Origin of the sequence: Jejudonia soesokkakensis (assembly GCF_042664795.1) — a bacterium.
GTDB lineage: Bacteria > Bacteroidota > Bacteroidia > Flavobacteriales > Flavobacteriaceae > Jejudonia > Jejudonia soesokkakensis.
Map to the genome: position 1 here is coordinate 39,480 of NZ_JBHTBN010000001.1, position 19,940 is coordinate 59,419.

Here is a 19,940-nt window from a genome sequence, read left to right on the forward strand (position 1 = left end):
ACTTTTATTCATTGTATCGTTAAAAAACATATTTATTCGATGAAATACATTTTATTTTAACTTTTTCGGATATGTAATCAGTATTTTCCTACTTTATAAAGACAAGATTTCTTAAAAATAAAAATGCACATTTACGAGCCATTGAAGAAAAACGGCTTGTTTCTAACATAATAAAGATACTGTAATAAAACCCCTTAGAATTGCATTTCAGGAATGTCACCTTCTACAACTAAAGCTCCCGCTGTAGCATTTTTTATTTCTTCTACCGACACTCCAGGCGCACGTTCTAATAAAGTGAAACTGTTATTCTGAACCGAAAGTACTGCCAGGTTGGTGACAATTTTCTTTACACAATTGACACCTGTTAAGGGCAAGCTACATTGTTCCAGTAATTTTGACTCTCCAGCTCTGTTGGTATGCATCATAGCAACAATAATATTTTCTGCGGAAGCGACTAAATCCATCGCACCACCCATTCCTTTTACCATTTTACCTGGTATTTTCCAATTGGCGATATCTCCATTTTGTGAAACTTCCATAGCACCCAGAATCGTAAGGTCTACATGTTGTCCTCGAATCATTCCGAAGCTAGTAGCCGAATCGAAAAAAGAAGCTCCTTTCAATGCTGTAATGGTTTGTTTCCCTGCGTTAATTAAATCAGGATCTTCTTCTCCTTCAAACGGAAAAGGGCCCATTCCTAAAATTCCGTTTTCACTCTGAAATTCTACATCTATGTCATCTCTTACAAAATTGGCGACCAAGGTTGGAATGCCAATTCCCAAGTTTACATAATAACCGTCTTTTACTTCTTTTGCAATGCGTTGTGCAATTTGTTCTTTGGTAAGTGCCATTTATTTTTTTCTTACGGTTCGTTGTTCAATTCTTTTTTCATAGTTTTTGCCCTCAAAGATTCGTTGTACAAATATTCCAGGAATGTGTATTTGATTAGGATCTAGCTCTCCAGCAGGGACTAAATGTTCGACCTCTACCACCGTGATCTTTGCTGCACCACACATGTTAGGATTGAAATTACGTGCTGTTCCTTTAAAAATAAGGTTTCCAGCAGTATCTCCTTTCCAGGCTTTTATAAAACTAAAATCTGCTTCAAATGCTTTTTCCAATATGTGCATTTTTCCATGAAATTCGCGTGATTCTTTACCTTCGGCAACTTCAGTTCCATAACCAGCGGGTGTATAGAATGCTGGTATACCACTTTGTGCCGCTTGACAGCGCTGTGCCAGCGTTCCCTGCGGAATAAGTTCCACTTCGAGTTCTCCACTCAACATTTGGCGTTCAAACTCGGCATTTTCACCTACATACGATGAGATCATTTTTTTTATCTGCTTTTTCTGAAGCAATAATCCTAATCCGAAATCATCAACCCCTGCATTATTAGAAATACAGGTTACATTTTTTACATTTAATCGAACTAATTCTGAAATGGAGTTTTCGGGAATTCCGCTGAGGCCAAAACCGCCCAACATAAAGGTCATCCCATCCTGTATGCCATGACAAGCTTCAGTAACATTTGCAACTGTCTTTTTAATCATTCTTTCTGAAAATTTTACATAAAAATAGGGAAAATAACGGCATAAAAAAACCTCATACGCTATTATGAGGTTTTGAGTTTATAAACTTTCAGAATTAAAAATCAAATTCGTCTGTATCATCACCATCTATATCTGAATTCTCTTCTTTCCACGAAGCACAGTCTGTGGTAATAGTTAGTTTTGAAGGTCTTTTAAAGCGTTCATCTGAAACATCCAACTCTTCATTCGCATAACATTTCTTCATATACATTGCCCAGATTGGTAGTGCCATGGTGGCTCCTTGTCCGTAGCCCGTATTTTGAAAGTGTGTTGCCCTATCTTCACCTCCTACCCACACGCCGGTAACCAAATTTGGGACCATTCCCATAAACCATCCATCACTATTATTTTGTGTCGTTCCTGTTTTTCCTGCAATAGGATTTTTAAATTCGTAGGGGTATCCTGTAACAGCTCTTTTGTATACGGGATCATTCACGCGCCATTTACTTCTTAGTCTGTTACCAGATCCAGATTGAGTAACTCCCTCCATTAAACTTACCGTTACATAAGCAGATTCTTCACTAATCACATCTTTAGTTTCTGGGACATTTTGGTATAAAACCGTTCCGTTTTTATCTTCAATTCTCGATATCAAAGTAGGTTTTACATACACTCCCTGATTAGCAAAGACACTATAGGCCCCTACCATTTCGTAAAGTGAAACATCTGCCGTACCTAATGCAATAGAAGGTGCTTCGGGCATATCTTTTGTGTCGACGCCCATTTTTTTTACGAGATCAATGACAGGTCTTGGCCCCACACGGTACATCAACCTAGCTGTTACCGTATTGATCGATTGTGCCAATGCATCTTTTAGGGTAAGCATTCCGCCGGAAGTCCCTCCAGAGTTTTTTGGAGTCCATGGTTTTAATAATCCATACGTTCCTGCAGGAATAGTAAAAGGAGTGTTTGGCAAGGTATCACATGGCGACATATGCATTTGATCGATTGCGGTAGCATATACAAAAGGCTTAAACGTGGAACCAATCTGTCGTTTCCCTGTTTTTACCATGTCGTATTTAAAGTGTTTATAGTCAATCCCACCAACCCATGCTTTGACCTCACCCGTCTGGGGTGTCATTGACATTAGTGAAGCCTGTAAAAAAGATTTGTAATATCGGATGGAATCCATAGGTGTCATCGTGGTATCAATGACATGCTCTTCATTCTTCCAAGTGAAAATTCGCATCTTTGTTTTTTTCTTGAAACTGGCAATAATTTCTTTTTCAGACTTCCCTTGCTTTTCAAGTTCACGCCAGCGGTCGCTTCGTTTCATTGCAGTTCGCATGATCTGTTCTGTTTCTTCATCTGTTAGATCTCTAAAAGGAGCCGTCTTATTGGATTCATTTTGTCTGTCAAATTCCTTTTGAAGATTTGACAAATGATCATCCATAGCTTGTTCTGCATACGTTTGCATTCTGGAGTCTATCGTAGTAAAAACTTTTAAACCGTCACTATATACATTGTATTTAGAACCATCTGTTTTGGGATTCTTATCGATCCAGTCCTGCATATAGGCTCTTGCATATTCTCTAAAATAGGTTGCTATACCTTCATCATGACCCTGAGGTGTATACGTAAATTCTAATGGAAGTGCCTGAAGAGAATCCTTCACACTTTCAGAAATAAAATCATATTTCTCCATTTGCGCTAATACTACATTACGTCTATTTTTAACTCCAACTGGATTCCGCAACGGATTGTATAAAGAAGAGTTTTTAAACATTCCAACGAGCATTGCAGATTCTACAGTTGTAAGATCTGTAGGTGCCTTATCAAAATAAATATTTGCTGCAGATTCTATGCCTACCGCCTGATTTAAAAAATCGTACTCATTAAAGTACATGGTAATAATTTCCTCCTTAGTGTATCTTCTTTCCAGACGCGTGGCAATGACCCATTCTTTAATCTTTTGAAGACCCCGTTGTAATTTGTTTCGAGAAACCTGTTCTGTAAAAAAGAGTTTTGCCAACTGCTGTGTTATTGTACTTGCCCCTCCTTTGGAGCCTAAAAAAACAAAGGCTCTAACAGTTCCTTTGGCATCTATTCCCGAATGATCATAAAAACGAACATCCTCGGTTGCTATTAAGGCATTGACAAGATGATCTGGTAATTCTTCATAAGGAACAGGTGTTCTATTTTCTTTATAAAACTTTCCAATTACTTTTCCGTCTGTCGCAATAATTTCGGTTGCTAAATTCTTTTCAGGATTTTCAAGACTGGTTTCATCTGGAAGGCTTCCAAAGAATCCCCAGGAAGCAAACAGAAACATAAGTAAAATAAGTCCAATGCCTATGGCGAAGATTTTCCAGAACGTACGGATGTGTTTCCCAACTGGAGTTTCACTTTTCTTTTTATTCGTCGCTGTTGCCATTTTCAAATTTGATTTTTTCAATGCTATACCCCACATCTGTAATGCCCTGTAGTTGTGTAACGCCTTCTACTTCTCCGTTATTGCGCATGGCATGCATTACCATTAATGAGTAGTTACCTGCTTCTTTAAATACCATTTCTTCTTTATACCAAAGTTTGCTTTCTTTTATTGCACCAACACCTGTGCCAAGCCATGTTCCATCCGGATTTGCCATACGATATTCTAACGTGTCTGTCACAACTTTTCCATTCGGAAAGTCAAGTTTTGTAATCAAAAAAAGGTTGCTATACCCATATTCGTTATTATTTCGTACCGTTAAAAATAAATTATACGGTGTGACTGAATCTAAAGCAGGTATCTTAAATACCACAGGTTCATCTTTACTCCAACCACCATCGATAGATTCCATTTCACTAACAACTGTGTCTGAAGAGCATCCTACCAAACAGACCATCATGATACAACTCACAAATATCCTATGCATTCTTTTTGGTATTTCTAGATCTGCTTTTCTGGTTGCGATTCTTGTTTTTATTTTTATTCTTATTTCTACGCCTGTTGTTTTTTGACTTTGGTTGGTCGAAACGTGTGAGACTATCTTGCCCAACCACATTGCTAAACAATTCTTTGTTTGCTGGTGCGGCAGTGTATTCAATATACTCCTCTAGACTGGCTACTTTTTTCCCTTTTTTGTTAATCGCAACAATCTCATTTACTTTCTCGGCTGTTAATTCATGCCAGTTCATTCCATCGTTAGTGTACGAATACCAAAGTAATCCTTTAAAAATGTCTATTTTTTGACAAATAGCTGTTCCTTTTTCGGTTTGTAATTTTACATCGCTCTTCGGAAACTCTTTTAACGCATCCATATAGCTGTCTAACTCATAATTGAGACAGCATTTTAATTTCCCGCACTGACCTGCTAATTTTTGCGGATTTAAAGACAATTGTTGATAGCGCGCCGCAGAGGTACTTACAGACCTGAAATCTGTTAACCAAGTGGAGCAGCACAGCTCACGTCCACAAGAACCAATTCCGCCCAAACGTGAAGCTTCCTGCCTGAAGCCTACTTGCTTCATTTCAATTCGTGTATTAAAGGTTCGGGCAAACTCTTTGATGAGTTCTCTAAAATCTACGCGTTCCTCTGCCGTATAGTAAAAAATAACTTTGGAAGCATCTCCCTGAAACTCCACATCACTTATTTTCATTTGTAACCCTAATCGGATGGCTATTTCACGCGATCTTTTTTGAACGTCTGCTTCTTTATCTCGTACTTTTTGCCAGACATCTATGTCCTTTTGAGTTGCCTTTCGGTAAATTTTTGGTAATGCTTCAGTGTTGGGATTCTCTTTCTTTTTCTTCATTTGAACTCTTACAAGTTCTCCCGTTAAGGTAACCATCCCAATATCATGCCCCGAAGCAGCTTCAGTTGCAACGACATCACCAATACTTAAAGATAAATTTTCAGAATTTATATAAAAATGTTTTCTGCCGTTTTTAAAACGAACTTCGACGCCATTAAAAGGCTCCATGTTTCCTGGCAAAGACATATTTGAGAGCCAGTCAAAAACTGTTAACTTATTACACCCATCGGTTCCGCAGGTGCCATTATTTTTACAACCCTTAGGCTGTCCATCTTTTCCCGTACCACAACTTCCACATGACATATAGATCTATATATTTAATAAACAATTTGTTGGAATTGTTTTATGTATTAATTTTTATAAAATTTCACTCTAACAAATTTAGGATTAAAAACGGACTAACGAAACTTTTATGAGACTCGTTTATAGCCCTATTCTATTTAATGCTTCTTTACTTCTTAAACTTAAGTTTTTCGCTTCTTCCTTTTTTAAATATTTTATTGCTGTTGTGCAATCCGCTACGCAATGCTTTTTGCTCCTCATAAGGCAATTGGATAATGTCTTTACATTCTACAGAACAACACCCTTCCATAGCTTCTTTACATCTGTCACACTGAATAAACAATAGGTGACAAGCTTCATTTTCACAGTTAACGTGTGTGTCACAGGGTTCTCCACATTGATGACAATTAGCAATCACATCATCACTTATCCGTTCCCCGCGACGATGATCAAAGACAAAATTCTTCCCTATAAATTTATTGTCCAGACCTTTTTTCTCAACCTGCCTTGCATATTCAATAATTCCGCCCTCCAGCTGAAACACATTTTTAAATCCTTTGTGTTTATAATACGCACTCGCTTTTTCACAACGTATCCCTCCAGTACAATACATGACCAGTTTTTTATCTTCTTTATGGTCTTTTAGGTCTTCTTCGATAATGTCCAGAGAATCTCTAAAGGTATCTACGTCTGGTGTTATCGCATTTTTAAAATGACCTATTTCACTTTCGTAATGATTTCTCATATCTACCAAAACGGTGTCAGGATCTTCAATAAGTTGGTTAAAGGTTACCGCATCCACATGGACTCCCTTGTTTCGAACATCAAAAGTGTCATCATTTAATCCGTCTGCCACAATTTTGTTGCGCACTTTCACTTTTAGTTTTAAAAAAGATTTTAAATCGTGTTCAATGGCAATATTCAAGCGAACATTTTCCAGAAAGTAAATTCCATCAAGAAAATCTTTAAACCTATTGAAGTTTTTAGCTGGGACCGAAAGTTGTGCATTTATCCCTTCGTGAGCAACATAGATTCGCCCCAATACATTCATGGAATCCCACGCAATAAAAAGATGATTTCTAAAAAGGTGCGGATTACCAATTTTGGCGTATTGATAAAACGAAAGGGTTAAACGATCTTCGCCAGCTTCTTCTAATAGGGCAGCCCTTTCTTTTGCACTTAAGGTGTTGTACAGTTGCATGCTATACGTTTTTAAGGGTAAAAGTGATTAATAAGTGTGCAAAAATAAGGCTTTATGTAATCCAATTCAAATTTTCTACGGCCCTTACAGTGATATTTTTAAAGGGATTAGGAAATATTCCAAATTTTATCGTAACTTTGCTTTCAATTGCTTGGAATTAATCCATATTTATGTATTGGCATTGTTAACAAATTTCAAACATCCCTGCTGAAAATTTCAGTTAAAAAATAAAGGAAGCTGTATTTTTAAGCTTTGAATAAATTTAGAAAAAACACCTTATTATGAGCACCGATAAAGAGAAAGATGCAAAATTAAAAGCCTTAAAGTTAACCCTAGATAAAATGGATAAAACCTACGGAAAGGGTACTGTAATGAAAATGGGAGATGCAGCTATTGTAGATGTAGATGTCATTCCGACGGGCTCGTTAGGGCTTGATGTTGCTCTAGGTGTTGGAGGGTATCCACGTGGTCGTGTAATTGAAATATACGGACCAGAATCTTCGGGAAAAACAACACTTACATTACATGCTATTGCTGAAGCTCAGAAAAAAGGTGGAATTGCTGCATTTATCGATGCAGAACATGCTTTTGACAGGTATTATGCAGAAAAATTAGGTGTTGACGTAGAGAATCTCATCATCTCACAGCCAGACAATGGAGAGCAGGCCTTAGAAATTACAGACAATTTAATACGCAGTGGTGCTATTGACATTATTGTGATTGACTCGGTAGCTGCCTTGACGCCAAAAAGTGAAATAGAAGGTGAGATGGGGGATAGTAAAATGGGGCTACATGCACGTTTAATGTCTCAAGCATTACGAAAACTAACGGGTTCTATAAGTAAAACAAACTGTACCGTAATATTTATTAATCAGCTTCGTGAGAAAATAGGTGTTATGTTTGGAAACCCAGAAACAACTACCGGTGGAAATGCCTTAAAATTCTATTGTTCAGTTCGTCTTGACATTCGTCGTTCTACTCAAATAAAAGACACCAATAGTAATGTAATGGGGAACAAAACCCGAGTAAAAGTGGTTAAAAACAAAGTCGCACCTCCTTTTAAAACAGCCGAATTTGATATTATGTATGGAGAAGGTGTTTCTAAAGTTGGAGAAATCATCGATCTGGGTGTTGATTTTGAAATCATTAAAAAAAGTGGATCCTGGTTTAGCTATGACGACACCAAGCTTGGTCAAGGTCGTGAAGCTGTAAAATCTCTTCTCTTAGACAATCCAGAATTAATGGAAGAACTAGAAACCAAAATTAAAGATTCGATTGCCGTTTTAAATTCATAGTTTTGAGTAACGCAACCAATTATTTTTTTTGGTATCTACTAAACGTAGAACCTGAAAATTACAAGTTGCCTATTTTATAGATTTACTTAATTCTAACAAACTAATTTTCGGGACTATAACTTGACTTTAAGCGAGCTCATTATACTATGTAAGAAGCACGATGCGAAGGCACAGGGAGAATTGTACAAGCGGTACAGCGGTACATTATTTTCTATATGTCTGCGGTATTCGCCTAATTATGTAGAAGCCGAAGATAGTTTGCAGGATGCATTCATTACTATTTTCAAGAAGATTGAGCAGTTTAAAGACAAGGGTTCTTTTGAAGGATGGATGAAACGGATAACCGTGAATACCGTACTTCAAAAGTATCGTAAAAAACGTGTTTTTGACATTCGTGATGAAGGGCAAATAAAGGACGAAGCCGAGGAAGAAGTAACAGACAATGAAATTCCGTTGGACTTTTTACTTGGAATTGTTCAGGAACTGCCAGACAGGTACAGATTGGTTTTTTCTATGTATGTACTTGATGGCTACGCCCACAAAGAAATTGCAAATATGTTAGGTATTAGCGATGGAACGTCTAAATCGAACCTAGCACGTGCCAGAGGAATATTGAGAACCAAGATTGAAGATTATAATGCTCAAAAGGCAATAGAATAATACAGTGAGTACTAAAAAGAACATAGATCAACTTTTTAAAGAGCGTTTCGAAAATTTTGAAGAGACTCCTTCTCCTGAGGTTTGGAAAAACATCCAATCAGAACTCAAGGGGCAAAAAGAGGATCGCAAAGTGATTCCGCTATGGTGGAAAGTTGCAGGGATTGCTGCATTATTAGCGCTTTTGTTTACCATTGGAAATGTTGTTTTAACACCTTCGGAAGGTGATTCTATGGTCACTGAAGATACCGAAATTCAAGAAAATTCCAGTGATGCTGAAAAATCACAAAAAATAATTACAACCCCATCTGAAGATTCTTCTGTCGCTTCAGAAGATATCAACCCTAAAACTGAAAAATCTGTTACAGAAGATTCAACCAAAGATCAAAGTCAGCCTAACAAAAAAACGCTTCAGAAATCTAATAGAATTAATTCTAACAACAAAACGATAATTGCTTCGGAACAAGCTCCAGATAAAAATAAAAAGTTTCAGAATCAATCTTCGTCTAACGATCGGTTTATTAATCCTACAATAACGACAAATAAGGAAACCGGTGTGGCTTCCACTTCCGAAGAAAATTCAAAAAATCAGAAAACTACTATTGATCCGCTTATAGAAGATTCTAAGAAAGTTGAAACAACCGAAAATCCAGCTAGTACAATCGCTAGGGAGGAGACTAAAAAAAATTCAGAAACAGATATAGACCCTAAAAAATCAATTTTTAAAGCTATTGAAGAAACAGAAACTGCTGTAGCAACAACCAGCACAAAAAAACAATTAGATAATCGCTGGGAGGTCTCTCCCAATTTCGCGCCTGTATATTATAATTCTCTGAGTGAAGGTTCTTCTATAGACCCTTCCTTTTCAGATAATACACAAAGTGGCGATGTCAATTTTAGCTATGGTGTAAAAGTAAGTTATGCTATTAATGAGCGTTTAAGTATCCGTTCTGGAGTGAGTAACGTAGATCTTAGTTATGCTACCAGTGGTATAGATTTGGCAACAGGCCCTGTTTCTCAGGCATTACGAAGCATTGATTATGGAAGCAGTTCAATTGTTACTACTGCTGTAGATTCTGGAACTCTCCCTGAAAATAATACGGGCAATCCATTTGATAATTTAACCCCAAAGTCGGCAAGTGGGGAAGTACAACTTATACAAAACATCAATTATTATGAAGTTCCCCTTGAACTAAAATATGCGCTAGTTAATTCTAAGTTTGGCGTTAATATACTTGGTGGATTTAGCAGCCTGTTTTTAGGAGATAATGAGGTTTCGGTAAGAGCAGATAATCTAAATGAAACGTTGGGTGAGGCAAATAATTTATCTCAGGTAAGTTTTACAACCAACGTTGGGTTGGGGCTCGATTATAAAATAAGTAAGAAATTCAAGTTCAATCTTGAACCTATGTTTAAATATCAGTTAAACCCGTATACAGATTCGTCTGTTAATTTTAGACCTTATTATTTAGGGGTTTACACAGGATTTAGCTATCGCTTTTAAACAAAAAACAGTAGTAAGTTTAGTTTAAATTTTTTTCAAATGTTAGATTTTAAAAACCACACTGTCGCCATGGTGTGGTTTTTTTATGTCTTTATATTGTAGGTTGTTCTAATTCAGCTAAAATTACTGCTCTAGTTGTAGCACTTAAACGCTTACGGTCTTCTGGTGATAATGAGCGAGTAGGTATTGTAGGATGCACTTTTACACGCATTTTCCCAGGACTTCCGCTAAAAAACTGATATGAAAATCTCTTTTTATTATCGTGAAAGGTCATGGGTGCAATTGGTATTTGATGTTCGATCGCTAATCGAAAGGCTCCGTCCTTGAAAGCATCTAATGTAAGGCTAATATCATCTGGCACGCCACCTTCAGGAAATATACAAACGCCATAGCCTTCCTTTAGTTTTTGTTGTGCTCTGGCAAATACGTTACCACGGCTTTTGGGGCTTTTTCTATCTACAAGAATACAGGTGCGTTTATAGAAAAATCCGAAGACCGGTATTTTACTAAGTTCTTTTTTACCTACAAATACAAACGGATTTCTAGTGACATAGAGCATCAGCATGATATCTGTCATTGAGGTATGGTTGGAGACAAACATATAGCTTTGCCCTTTTGTAAAGCGTTCTTCTCTTTTAATTATTGGATAAAAGCCCATTCCAAAAAGTATGATCGTTGCCCAAAGGCGAGCTAACTTGAAAAAGAAAGGATACCAGCTTTCTTTTAAAATACTTATAAGTAAAACAGGAAACATAATAACAATGGGCAATGCCAGCAATATGTAAAACCAAATTCTATAAAGGGTTGTGAAAATATAGCGCATTGTATGTTCTAAAGCTTTCAAAAATACAATTTTGATAGGTAGGAGTATTCTAAAAAAAGTAACTTTGCTAAGAAAATAAAGCCTTTTGTTTAATAAAATATGATTCCCATGCGTATGGGAAATTGAGCATGTCAAGAATACTTACAGGAATTCAATCTACAGGAACCCCCCATTTAGGAAATTTATTAGGTGCCATTTTACCTGCCATAGAAATGGCAAATGACCCTAAAAACGAATCCTATTTATTTATTGCAGATTTACATTCCCTTACACAGATTAAAGATGAAGAAACCCTAAAAAGCAACACCTATAGTACTGCTGCAGCCTGGTTGGCGTGTGGGCTGGATATTAAAAAAACTGTTTTTTATAGGCAGAGTGATATTCCGCAGGTCGCTGAATTATCATGGTATCTAAGTTGTTTTTTTCCGTATCAGCGGTTAACATTGGCACACTCTTTTAAAGATAAGGCAGACAGACTGGAAGATGTAAATGCAGGACTGTTTACCTATCCTATGTTAATGGCTGCAGATATTTTATTATACGATGCCGAACTAGTTCCTGTTGGTAAAGATCAATTGCAGCACATTGAGATGACTCGTGATGTGGCTTCAAGATTTCATGCCCAGATGGGTGACGTTTTTGTTATGCCCGAAGCTAGGATTCAGGAGCATACTATGTTGATTCCCGGTACAGATGGCAGTAAAATGAGCAAGTCTAAAAATAACATCATCAATATTTTTCTGCCAGAAAAACAGTTAAAAAAACAGGTGATGAGTATTGCTACAGACAGTACACCCTTGGAGGAACCAAAAGATTTCGAAACCTGTACTATTTTTGCGTTGTATAAGTTATTGGCCACTCCAGAAGCTACAAATCGCATGGAAGCAAATTATAGAGCAGGTGGGTATGGGTATGGACATGCCAAAAAAGCATTACTGGAGCTAATATTAGAGCGATTTAAAGAAGAACGCTCCCGCTATACTTTTTATATGGAAAATATCTTAGAAATCGATAAGGCATTAAGCATTGGAAAAGAGAAAGCAACGGTCGTTGCCAATACTGTTTTACAGAGAGTTCGTGAGCGACTCGGGTATTAAACCACCTGAAACAATTTCCCAGGTAAGGGTTGTATCACCCCTTTTAATTCCATTGCCAATAATATACTTGCTAGTTTATAGGTTGGAATTTTACAATCTATTGAAATAGTATCCATAAGTTCTTTATCCTTTTCTTTTAAGTACTCCCAGATTATTTTTTCCTCTTCTGTTAATTCAACAAACAATTGCATTTGTTGTACTATGGCTTTTTGTTTGTCAAGCTTCCACCCTAGCATGTAAACAATATCTGCGGCACTTTCCAACAGATGCGCTTGTTGTGTTTTGATCAAGTGGTTGCATCCTTCACTTTGAGAATCTGTAGTACGACCAGGTACTGCAAATACCTCTCTGCTATAAGAATTAGCAATATCTGCTGTAACCAAACTTCCCCCTTTCTCTGCAGATTCGATCACTATTGTAGCTTCACTCATTCCAGCGATTATCCGGTTTCGTTTTAAAAAATTGGTACGGTCAAAAGAATCGTTGCTCCAGAACTCTGAGATGAATCCGCCATTTTTTTCTATAGCTGAAACGTATTTTTTATGTGTTTTAGGGTAGACCTCAGTAAAGCCATGTGCCATACAAGCAATGGTCTGCAAGCCCTGCTCTATAGCAGTTTTATGCGCTATAATATCTACGCCATAAGCAAATCCTGAGACGATCACAGGGTTTAAAGGTGCTAAATCTTCCACTAATTTTTCGCAAAATGCTTTTCCATGAGTTGTGACTTGACGAGTTCCTACAACACTAATAATATGTTTGTTTTTAAGATCAATATTGCCCTGTTGAAAAAATAATATAGGACCGTCTATACAATGTTTTAAGCGTTCGGGATAATGAATGTCTTGAAAGTAACAGTAGTCAATTTTGTTGTGATGTATAAAATGAAGTTCTTGCTCTACTTCGTCCATCACTGTGACTTCGGAAAGATATTCTAATTTTGAAGCACCAATGCCTTCAATTTTAAGAAGGTTGCTTTTTTTCTCTTTAAAAACCCCCTCGGCAGAGCCAACATACTGTATTAATTTTTTGGCTGAAGCATCTCCCAGATTAGGAACTCGTTGCAACGCCAAGGTGTAGCGCAATTCGTTTTGTGAAAGCATTAGATTGAAACTAACGGGGAGCAGTCTTTAAAAATACATTTTTTTTAGGTTGTTAATAACTCTGTAAGCAGAAATTTGAAAGCTTCTTAAAAATCTCTAAGTTTGTGTTGTGCAGCTAGCCACTTACATACAGGATTTATTATATCGGTACGAATGTGTTATTATTCCTGGCTTTGGAGCCTTCCTAACACAGTATGAATCAGCACGAATTGACTCTGATTCAAATACTCTATATCCGCCTGGAAAAAGCATTTCATTTAACCGACAACTACAAACAAATGACGGATTACTGGCTAATTATATCGCTTCAGTAGACGGTTCTAGTTATGAAACTGCTCTCGACAAACTTCGAACTTTTACAAGAAATCTTTCGGTAGAACTTTCGGAAGGCAAAACCGTTTCCGTAGAAAAAATTGGAGTATTTAAAATTAACGAAGCACAAGCTGTTCAATTTATTCCTTCAGAAAAAGGCAATTTTAATACCGCTTCTTTTGGATTGGTTCCTTTTGTTGGCACCTCCATTCAGCGGGAAGTATATAAAGAGGAAGTTGCTGCTCTTGAAGCAGAAACTCCATTACTTTTCACACCAGAAAGACGTGAAAAATATCCTTATTTAAAATATGCTGCGGTTGCCCTAATTGCTGTTTCTATAAGTGGCCTTGTAGGGTTCAATATCTATAAGAACAATGTGGCCGAATATAATTTTGCTGAAAAGCAAAAAGCAGATGCGCTTCTAGATAAGCAAATTCAGGAAGCTACTTTTGTCATAGAAAATCCTTTACCTCCCTTAAAAGTTACAGTACCAAAACAAACAGGTACCTATCATATTGTGGCAGGAGCTTTCAGAATTGAAGCAAATGCGTATAAAAAAATAGCGTTATTAAGCGAGAAAGGCTTTACTCCAAGGTATATTGGAAAAAACAAGTATGGCTTACATGAAGTTGTTTATCAAAGTTATGAAGATAGGGTTGAAGCTTTACAATCGTTACGAAATATCAAAAACACAGAAAATAAAGACGCCTGGCTGTTAGTTAAAAAGCTAGACTAGTTTCCTTTCCTCTTCCTGAAAATACTGCGTACCTTTGCAAAAAAATCAAATGATGGAAGCAAAGACTCCTTATCAATCTCGAACTATAATAACAGATTTAGTACTTCCTAGTGAAACTAACCCAATTGGAAATATGTTTGGTGGTGAATTGTTGGCTCGAATGGACCGTGCGGCTAGTATTTCGGCAAGAAGGCACAGTAGAAGAATAGTCGTAACAGCTTCTGTTAACCATGTTGCATTTAATAAAATGATCCCTTTAGGAAGTGTGGTTACGGTTGAGTCACATGTTTCCCGTGCGTTTAAAAGCTCTATGGAAGTGTATATGGATGTTTGGATCGAAGACCGGGAAAGTGGAATGCGTAGTAAGGCTAATGAAGCTATTTATACATTTGTTGCTGTTGATGAAATGGGGAATCCAGTACCTGTCCCGCCTCTAAAACCTGAAACCCAGTTAGAAAGAGAGCGCTATGATGCAGCACTTCGTAGAAAACAGTTGAGTCTTGTGTTGGCAGGAAAAATGAAGCCAAAAGATGCAACAGAGTTAAAAGCCTTATTTGAAGAATAACTTTTTTAGCCTAAAGAAACTTAGTAACCTACTATTTTAGTAGGGATTAAGTATGTTAAATCTCTAGAAAAAAGCTATTTTTTTGTTCTAATTAGTCTCTCATTGAATATATTTGAAATTCTTAAAAATTTCTTAATATAATTCAACAATGAAAAAAATTACTTCTACCCTAAAAAATGCTTTCCTTTTTGTAGCATTTTTATTGATTGCTACAGCGTCATTTGGTCAAAATGACTATACCATTAGGTTTCAGAATGAAGCTATTGAAATTCCTGAAAATATACATGCTTTTGAACTAAATGAAATGCCCGAATCGGCTAGATTGGCTGGCGGGACGTATAGTTGGATTCAATTTTATGAAACTCCTACTCAAAATATTCAGAATAGTTTTAAGGCAAATAATATTGAACTAATTGATTATATCCCACATAAAGCTTATTTGGCCTATATTCCTAATGGCGTTAATGAATCTTTTTTAAGAAATAATAATGTGCGTGGAATTATTCCAGTTCCTGCAAGTGTAAAGCTTTCAGAAGCCTTACAAAATGGAGATTATCCGGAGTATGCGACAGAAGGTTCTAAGATTTTGGTAACCTTAACTTTCTACGATAAAGTATCTTCAGATTTTGTGATTAATGATTTAACTACAAAGCAAATTTCATTAAAACAGCAATTTAAGAGTGCTACAGTTCTTGAATTAGCAATTCCAGATAACTGTTTAGAAGAATTATCAAATTTACCATACGTAAAAAACATTGAATTAATTACTGCTCCAGATGTGAAAGATGATACTGAGGGTAGAAGTTTACACAGGTCTTCAGGATTGGATACTCAAACGTCAGCAGGCAGAAATTATACAGGTGAAGGCATAGGAGTTATGGTAAGAGATGATGGTATTGTAGGACCACATATTGATTATCAAGGAAGAATAGACAACTCTGGAGCAAGTGGTTCAGGAGCAACTCATGGAGATGGTGTTGGAGGAATTATGGCTGGAGCAGGGAATTTAAATCCTCGTAACAGAGGTATGGCTGCTGGCTCAGATGTGTATGTTGTAAATTACGTTTCATCGTTTTTAGACACACCCACTTTAAATTTAATCAATAGCGGTGATGTTCAAATTACCAATTCATCCTATAGTAATGGTTGTAATGAAGGATATACAAGTATTGCTCGTAGAGTGGATGAACAAACAAATGATATCCCTTCCTTATTGCATGTCTTTTCGGCAGGAAATTCTAATAATAGTAATTGTGGATATGGAGCAGGAACTCAATGGGGAAATATTACAGGAGGACATAAGCAAGGAAAAAATGTCATTGCTACAGCAAATGTATTTTATGAAGGATCTTTAGTAAACTCAAGTAGTCGTGGACCTGCTCATGACGGAAGAATCAAGCCAGACATTGCTGCCAACGGTCAAAATCAAATTTCTACTGCCGAAAATAACACTTATCAATCTTTTGGAGGTACTTCAGGTGCTGCACCTGGTATTGCCGGAGTTTCTGCTCAATTATATGAGGTCTACGGGGATGAAAATAGTGGAGCTTTACCTCCCTCAGCCCTAATCAAGGCAACCTTATTAAACACAGCAAATGAAGCTGGTAATATTGGACCTGATTTTAGATTTGGTTGGGGTATTGTAAATGGATTAAGAGCAGGAAAATTAATTGAAGATGGAAGATATCTTGACGATGAGATCTCTCAAGGAGAAAATAATACACATACTATAGCAGTACCTGCAGGAACCGCTCAGGTTCGGTTTATGATATATTGGAGTGATGTCGAAGCTGCACCTAATGCAAATCCTGCTCTTGTAAATGATCTGGATCTAGTCGTTACAGATCCTTCAAATAATGAATTATTGCCATGGATATTAGATCCAACACCTAATCCCACAACACTAAATCAGCCTGCAACTACTGGTGAAGATCACCTTAATAATATGGAGCAGGTACTTATTAATGCTCCGGAAGCTGGTAATTATGAAATTGATGTTACAGGATTTAATGTTCCTATGGGACCACAAGAGTATTTTGTAGTCTATGAAATAATTGAAGAAAAATTAACCGTTTCATTTCCTAATGATGGAGAACACTTTACCCCTGGTCAGATAGAAACTTTACATTGGGATGCTGTTGATCTTTCTGGCACTACACTTATTGAATATTCATCAGATAATGGAACGACTTGGAATACTATTAATTCTGTCTCTGCTTCTACTACTAATTATGATTGGAGCGTGCCTTCAGATATTACAGGAGTAGCTAAGATACGTGTTACAAATGGTGGATCTACAGATGTAAGTGATGGAACATTTTCTATCGCTTCAAGAGTTACTGGTCTTACCTATTCTCAGGTATGCCCCAATGAAGCTAGTTTTACTTGGAATGCTGTAACTAATGCAGAAGAATATGATCTCTATCTTTTAGGTGATCAATATATGGAGGTTGTAGGAACTTCTTCTACTGAAACTATTACAGTCCCAATTGATGATGCGAATAATGTTCAGTGGGCAGCAATTGTAGCCAGAAATAATACGGAAGGATGGGAAAGTCTAAGAACGATTGCGATACGCCATGCAGGAGGTTTATTAAACTGTGCGCTTGCTAACGACGTTGCCATTACTTTAAACAATACCGAAGGAGATTTTGCTACAGTGTGCAGTGGTAATTCAAATGTAATTGTTTCTGTAGATATTCAAAATACAGGGGTTGATCCACAGAGTAATTTTAGTATTTCGTATCAGCTAGATACTAATACTCCTGTTGTAGAAACCTATTCACCAACTATTACTTCTGGAACAATTGTCACCTATGACTTTACGACTCCTGTTTCGATAACAGACCAAGGAGATTATACAATTACTGTTAGTATAGATCTTACAGGGGACCAAAACCCTAATAATGACTCCGAAACTTTAGCGTTCTTTGCTGTTACAGAAGCAACAGCTTTGGACTTTACAGAATCTTTTGATACAAATGGTGTTCCTCCTGCTGGTTGGTCTATAGAAAATCCAGATGGTGAAGACACTTGGGGGGAGAGAACTATTACTGGAAGTGACGGCTCTTCCACATTAGCTGCCTATATGAACAATTATGATTATAATGCACCAATGCAAGAGGATATCATAAAAACTGAAATTTTTGATCTTTCGAATGCTGAAGACGTAGCATTAACTTTTGATCTTGCTAAAGCACAATTTTCTTCAACACTTTTTGATAGCCTACGTGTAGAAGCTTCTATAGATTGTGGAGACACGTATACCGAGATTTATAACAAAACAAATCTTGACTTGTCTACAATTGCCAGCTATACAACTACAGACCAATGGACCCCTGGCTCTGCAAATGATTGGAGAACTGAGGCTATTGATTTAGAGGCTTTCGAAGGTGAGGTCGTTCAAATTCGTTTTATTAATGTAAATGGCTACGGAAACTCTACCTATCTTGATAATATTAATCTTGAAGCAGGACTTTTAGGTGTTTCTGAAAATACTATAGGTGATATTACAATGTACCCAAATCCAGCCAATGAAGAAGTTTTTGTTAGACTTAGCAACATGATTTCGGCATCATATGGGCTTACAATCACAAACAGTCTAGGTCAAACCCTAATGACTCTAAATGAACGTGCTTTTACGAACAATCAGGCATCTATAAATGTTAGTGCATTGGCTGCTGGAATGTATTTTGTAACAATACAGGCTGGTGAAAGTAAAGAAACAAAAAAGCTAGTCATTGAATAATTAGAGTTCAGATTAAAATAAAAAAGGAGCCTAGTTGGCTCCTTTTTTATTCATTACATTCTATACAACCAATCTGCTGGATTCATTTTAGAGGTGTTCTGATAAATATAAAATTTAAGAATCGTTTTTCCAGTTAACGGATTTTCAAAGATTCTACCTAGTTTTTGTTTGGTCACCACCTTATCTCCTGCCTTTACATTTAATGAAATAAGATTGCTATAAATAGTTATATAGTTTCCGTGAAGAATGTATACAGCCTTTGTTCCTTTTAAATCCTGTACCCGCATTACTTCGCCTCCAAAAACTGCCTGAGCCTCTTCGTTTGCAGCGGTTGCAATCTCCACACCACTATGAGAACGGGTAATATTTGGCAATAAGGGGTCGGGCTGATTTCCATAGCGCCCTACTACCACTCCTTTTTCTACAGGCCAGGGTAATTTTCCTTTGTTCTTTGTAAAATCGCTTGCCAAAGCTTTTGCTTCAGGAGTTAAAGCAAAAGCTAATTTAGTTTTAGTGGCTTCTGTTTTAGTTTCAACACCTGCAGCTTTGTTTGCCTTTGCAATAGCAGCCTTAATGATGGCATCAATCTCACGCTCTATTGCAGCAGCTTCTTTTTGTTTTTTATTTATTTGAGAAGCGTAGTTTCCTTCGTCTTTTTTAAGAGTTGCAATTAAAGCCTCCTGTTCCTTCTTTTCTTTATCCAATGCTCGCTTTGCAATTCTATTCTCATCAATAAGTTTATCTTTTTGCTTTTTCTGATCAATTAAGTCCTGATTGAGAATAAGAAGTAAAGCCGATTTTTCTTTAATTTTCTCCCCTTCTTTTTTGCGATGTTTTGCATACTGCTTCATATACTGGAGCCGCTTATAGGCTTGCAAAAAATCTTCCGAAGACAACAAAAACATAACTCTGCTTTGTTGTGATTTACTTTTATACGACTTACGAATCATAGCACCATAGTCTTCCTTTAACTCAACTAGCTCGTCACGTAATTGTTCTATTTTCGATTGGTTATTATTTATCTCTCTGGTAAGTAGGTTTGCCTGCTGATTGGTCACTCTAATGAGATTTTCACGAGCTCTAATTTGCTGTGAAAGGTCTTCAACTTCGGTTAAAACCGTCTTTTTCTCCCCTCTTGTTTTAAACAGAAACGACTTAATGTTTGTTATTTCTTGAAGAATAGATTGACGTCTCTCTTCGAGTTCTTTTTGTTTGTCTGTCTGTGCTATAGATGTAAAACTTAGTAACAAAACGAAAGAAAGAATACTGTAAAATTGAATGCTTTTCATA

16 protein-coding genes are annotated in these 19,940 nt (G+C 36.8%); 7 read left to right on the forward strand and 9 right to left on the reverse strand.

Annotated elements, in window-relative coordinates:
* Nucleotides 1-194 precede the first annotated feature (194 nt).
* The 6 genes from ACFQO1_RS00190 to trhO form a co-directional block, all read right to left on the reverse strand.
* Entirely contained in the window at nucleotides 195-851 is a 657-nt protein-coding gene (locus tag ACFQO1_RS00190; RefSeq protein WP_380215500.1) for a CoA transferase subunit B, read from the reverse strand.
* A complete protein-coding gene (locus ACFQO1_RS00195) occupies nucleotides 852-1,550 on the reverse strand; it encodes a CoA transferase subunit A (RefSeq protein ID WP_380215502.1) in 699 nt (232 codons plus the stop codon). It lies immediately after the preceding gene.
* A gap of 94 nt (nucleotides 1,551-1,644) precedes the next feature.
* Entirely contained in the window at nucleotides 1,645-3,963 is a 2,319-nt protein-coding gene (locus ACFQO1_RS00200; RefSeq protein ID WP_380215504.1) for a penicillin-binding protein 1A, read from the reverse strand.
* Nucleotides 3,944-4,447 carry a gliding motility lipoprotein GldH gene (locus tag ACFQO1_RS00205; RefSeq protein WP_380215506.1) on the reverse strand — a complete coding sequence of 168 codons (504 nt, stop codon included), beginning with the start codon at nucleotides 4,445-4,447 and terminating at the stop codon, nucleotides 3,944-3,946. Before ACFQO1_RS00205 ends, ACFQO1_RS00200 begins: the two co-directional genes overlap by 20 nt.
* A complete protein-coding gene (locus ACFQO1_RS00210) occupies nucleotides 4,440-5,630 on the reverse strand; it encodes a PSP1 domain-containing protein (protein WP_380215508.1) in 1,191 nt (396 codons plus the stop codon). Before ACFQO1_RS00210 ends, ACFQO1_RS00205 begins: the two co-directional genes overlap by 8 nt.
* 148 nt (nucleotides 5,631-5,778) lie before the next feature.
* A complete protein-coding gene (gene trhO / locus ACFQO1_RS00215; RefSeq protein ID WP_380215510.1) occupies nucleotides 5,779-6,810 on the reverse strand; it encodes an oxygen-dependent tRNA uridine(34) hydroxylase TrhO in 1,032 nt (343 codons plus the stop codon).
* Nucleotides 6,811-7,091: 281 nt separating this feature from the next.
* On the opposite strand from trhO, the gene recA reads away from it, so the two are divergent.
* The 3 genes from recA to ACFQO1_RS00230 all read left to right on the forward strand — a co-directional run bounded on the left by recA (nucleotide 7,092) and on the right by ACFQO1_RS00230 (nucleotide 10,266).
* Nucleotides 7,092-8,105, forward strand: a complete 1,014-nt coding sequence (gene recA, locus ACFQO1_RS00220) for a recombinase RecA (protein WP_380215512.1) — start codon at nucleotides 7,092-7,094, stop codon at nucleotides 8,103-8,105.
* A gap of 120 nt (nucleotides 8,106-8,225) precedes the next feature.
* Nucleotides 8,226-8,765 (forward strand): RNA polymerase sigma factor, encoded by a 540-nt coding sequence (locus tag ACFQO1_RS00225; RefSeq protein ID WP_380215514.1) that lies wholly within the window; start codon nucleotides 8,226-8,228, stop codon nucleotides 8,763-8,765.
* A 4-nt stretch (nucleotides 8,766-8,769) separates the two neighbouring features.
* Entirely contained in the window at nucleotides 8,770-10,266 is a 1,497-nt protein-coding gene (locus ACFQO1_RS00230; protein ID WP_380215516.1) for an outer membrane beta-barrel protein, read from the forward strand.
* A 91-nt stretch (nucleotides 10,267-10,357) separates the two neighbouring features.
* Here ACFQO1_RS00230 and ACFQO1_RS00235 read toward each other — a convergent pair whose 3' ends face one another.
* Nucleotides 10,358-11,089 carry a lysophospholipid acyltransferase family protein gene (locus ACFQO1_RS00235; RefSeq protein WP_380215518.1) on the reverse strand — a complete coding sequence of 244 codons (732 nt, stop codon included), beginning with the start codon at nucleotides 11,087-11,089 and terminating at the stop codon, nucleotides 10,358-10,360.
* Nucleotides 11,090-11,217: 128 nt separating this feature from the next.
* Between ACFQO1_RS00235 and trpS the strand changes: the two genes are divergently transcribed.
* Complete coding sequence (gene trpS, locus ACFQO1_RS00240) at nucleotides 11,218-12,186, forward strand: tryptophan--tRNA ligase (protein ID WP_380215520.1); 969 nt, start codon at nucleotides 11,218-11,220, stop codon at nucleotides 12,184-12,186.
* Here the strand turns inward: trpS and dprA are convergent.
* Nucleotides 12,183-13,289, reverse strand: a complete 1,107-nt coding sequence (dprA, locus tag ACFQO1_RS00245) for a DNA-processing protein DprA (RefSeq protein ID WP_380215522.1) — start codon at nucleotides 13,287-13,289, stop codon at nucleotides 12,183-12,185. The genes trpS and dprA overlap by 4 nt on opposite strands.
* A 109-nt stretch (nucleotides 13,290-13,398) precedes the next feature.
* Here dprA and ACFQO1_RS00250 point away from each other — a divergent pair, with 109 nt between their 5' ends.
* From ACFQO1_RS00250 to ACFQO1_RS00260, 3 genes are all read left to right on the forward strand, one after another.
* Nucleotides 13,399-14,337: an HU domain-containing protein gene (locus ACFQO1_RS00250; protein WP_380215524.1), complete on the forward strand. Its 939-nt coding sequence runs from the start codon at nucleotides 13,399-13,401 to the stop codon at nucleotides 14,335-14,337.
* Between the two features lie 52 nt (nucleotides 14,338-14,389).
* A complete protein-coding gene (locus tag ACFQO1_RS00255; protein ID WP_380216795.1) occupies nucleotides 14,390-14,902 on the forward strand; it encodes an acyl-CoA thioesterase in 513 nt (170 codons plus the stop codon).
* Nucleotides 14,903-15,050: 148 nt separating this feature from the next.
* Nucleotides 15,051-18,650 (forward strand): S8 family serine peptidase, encoded by a 3,600-nt coding sequence (locus tag ACFQO1_RS00260; RefSeq protein WP_380215526.1) that lies wholly within the window; start codon nucleotides 15,051-15,053, stop codon nucleotides 18,648-18,650.
* 53 nt (nucleotides 18,651-18,703) lie between these two features.
* Here the strand turns inward: ACFQO1_RS00260 and ACFQO1_RS00265 are convergent, their stop codons facing one another.
* A complete protein-coding gene (locus ACFQO1_RS00265; RefSeq protein ID WP_380215527.1) occupies nucleotides 18,704-19,939 on the reverse strand; it encodes a murein hydrolase activator EnvC family protein in 1,236 nt (411 codons plus the stop codon).
* Nucleotide 19,940: the final 1 nt, after the last annotated feature.

What these genes read in the sequence shown, in the direction of transcription:
- ACFQO1_RS00190 (WP_380215500.1), bottom strand. Translation starts at nt 851, where the DNA reads ATGGCACTTACCAAAGAACAAATTGCACAACGCATTGCAAAAGAAGTA.
- ACFQO1_RS00235 (WP_380215518.1), bottom strand. Translation starts at nt 11,089, where the DNA reads ATGCGCTATATTTTCACAACCCTTTATAGAATTTGGTTTTACATATTG.
- ACFQO1_RS00210 (WP_380215508.1), bottom strand. Translation starts at nt 5,630, where the DNA reads ATGTCATGTGGAAGTTGTGGTACGGGAAAAGATGGACAGCCTAAGGGT.
- ACFQO1_RS00195 (WP_380215502.1), bottom strand. Translation starts at nt 1,550, where the DNA reads ATGATTAAAAAGACAGTTGCAAATGTTACTGAAGCTTGTCATGGCATA.
- trpS (WP_380215520.1), top strand. Translation starts at nt 11,218, where the DNA reads ATGTCAAGAATACTTACAGGAATTCAATCTACAGGAACCCCCCATTTA.
- ACFQO1_RS00265 (WP_380215527.1), bottom strand. Translation starts at nt 19,939, where the DNA reads ATGAAAAGCATTCAATTTTACAGTATTCTTTCTTTCGTTTTGTTACTA.
- trhO (WP_380215510.1), bottom strand. Translation starts at nt 6,810, where the DNA reads ATGCAACTGTACAACACCTTAAGTGCAAAAGAAAGGGCTGCCCTATTA.
- dprA (WP_380215522.1), bottom strand. Translation starts at nt 13,289, where the DNA reads ATGCTTTCACAAAACGAATTGCGCTACACCTTGGCGTTGCAACGAGTT.
- ACFQO1_RS00200 (WP_380215504.1), bottom strand. Translation starts at nt 3,963, where the DNA reads ATGGCAACAGCGACGAATAAAAAGAAAAGTGAAACTCCAGTTGGGAAA.
- ACFQO1_RS00255 (WP_380216795.1), top strand. Translation starts at nt 14,390, where the DNA reads ATGGAAGCAAAGACTCCTTATCAATCTCGAACTATAATAACAGATTTA.
- ACFQO1_RS00205 (WP_380215506.1), bottom strand. Translation starts at nt 4,447, where the DNA reads ATGCATAGGATATTTGTGAGTTGTATCATGATGGTCTGTTTGGTAGGA.
- recA (WP_380215512.1), top strand. Translation starts at nt 7,092, where the DNA reads ATGAGCACCGATAAAGAGAAAGATGCAAAATTAAAAGCCTTAAAGTTA.
- ACFQO1_RS00260 (WP_380215526.1), top strand. Translation starts at nt 15,051, where the DNA reads ATGAAAAAAATTACTTCTACCCTAAAAAATGCTTTCCTTTTTGTAGCA.